Raw genomic sequence first — 1139 nt, 5'->3', positions numbered from 1 at the left:
GGTGCTAGCAACTCACGCTCCAATTTAATCCCGTCCAAAATGCGGCCATCCGCTGCTAGTGGGTGGCTACGACGCGTTTCCTTGTAACGTGATACCAATTCACCATCTGTGGCATCTAAGAACAAGATTTTTACGTCAATATTGGGACTGGCATCAATTTGGTCTAAGACAGAATTGATTTCGTTAAAAAAGAGCCTGCTACGCATATCCACCACAAGTGCCACGCGGTTATTGTCGCTTGATTGTTCCACCAATTCAATAAACTTAGGCACTAAGGCAGGGGGCATATTATCAATCGTAAAATACCCTAAATCTTCAAAGGATTGAATGGCAACTGTTTTTCCAGCGCCACTCATCCCAGTTACAATGACTAAATGAATAGTTTTATCAGACATAGTCCTTCTCCCCTGATTCTGTTGCTTTTATTATAACAAATTTAAGCCAGTCTGCACGCTAAATGTTCCTACTTCTTCTCGGTTGCTTTTTGTAATTTAGCGATTTCTTCTCGCAAGATTTGGTTTTGCTCTTTCAAATCCACTACCTGATTGGTGACTGAGGCCAGCATTTCGGTTTGCAATTTTTGAATTTCCAGTAAATCTGACTGGTCTTGTTGCACCAAGTGGTCCAATTTTTTGTGCAAAAATCGGATTTCTTCTTCAGACACCTTGTTGACATTGTAGTCGTTTTTGGCTTGCAAGCGGTCATAATCTGAGGCACGGTTTTGGCTCATCATAATCAAAGGGGCTTGAATGGCTGCGATAGTTGATAGGGCGAGATTAAGCAAGATAAATGGGTATTTGTCAAAAGCAATCCCAAACGGTTGAATGATATTGATTAGCATCCAAACTGCCATAAAGACGATAAAGGAAATGATAAAGGTCCAAGAACCCCCAAACCGAGCCACGTCGTCCGCGATTTTTTGTCCAAAAGTAATTTTCTTATCCAATTGGTCTTGGATATCCAAGGCAGCGTAATTTTCATCATTTGCCACCCCGTGAACCGCCTCACGAATGAACTCATTTTTACAGTTGGCTTGGTCGATAATTTCCTCTAAAAGCTGCATTCGATAAGGCGTCAGCTGTTTATAACTGATAAAATCACCGTCTTGCAGATCAGGATGACTTTGTCTGAGAAGGTGG

1 protein-coding gene and 1 pseudogene are annotated in these 1139 nt (G+C 41.7%); both read right to left on the bottom strand.

The genetic code is table 11. From position 1 onward, the window contains the following. Positions 1–356, bottom strand: a pseudogene (locus tag B3473_RS01210) (RNase adapter RapZ); the annotation flags it as partial. Between the two features lie 107 nt (positions 357–463). After that, positions 464–1139 (bottom strand): DUF1003 domain-containing protein (locus tag B3473_RS01205; RefSeq protein ID WP_293651002.1); only part of this gene is annotated, 676 nt, incomplete at its 5' end.

The sequence above is a fragment of the Streptococcus sp. UBA632 genome (assembly GCF_002300045.1).
GTDB lineage: Bacteria > Bacillota > Bacilli > Lactobacillales > Streptococcaceae > Streptococcus > Streptococcus alactolyticus.
Note: the sequence above shows the minus strand (reverse complement) of the source record. Positions and strands in the feature narration are given on the sequence as shown.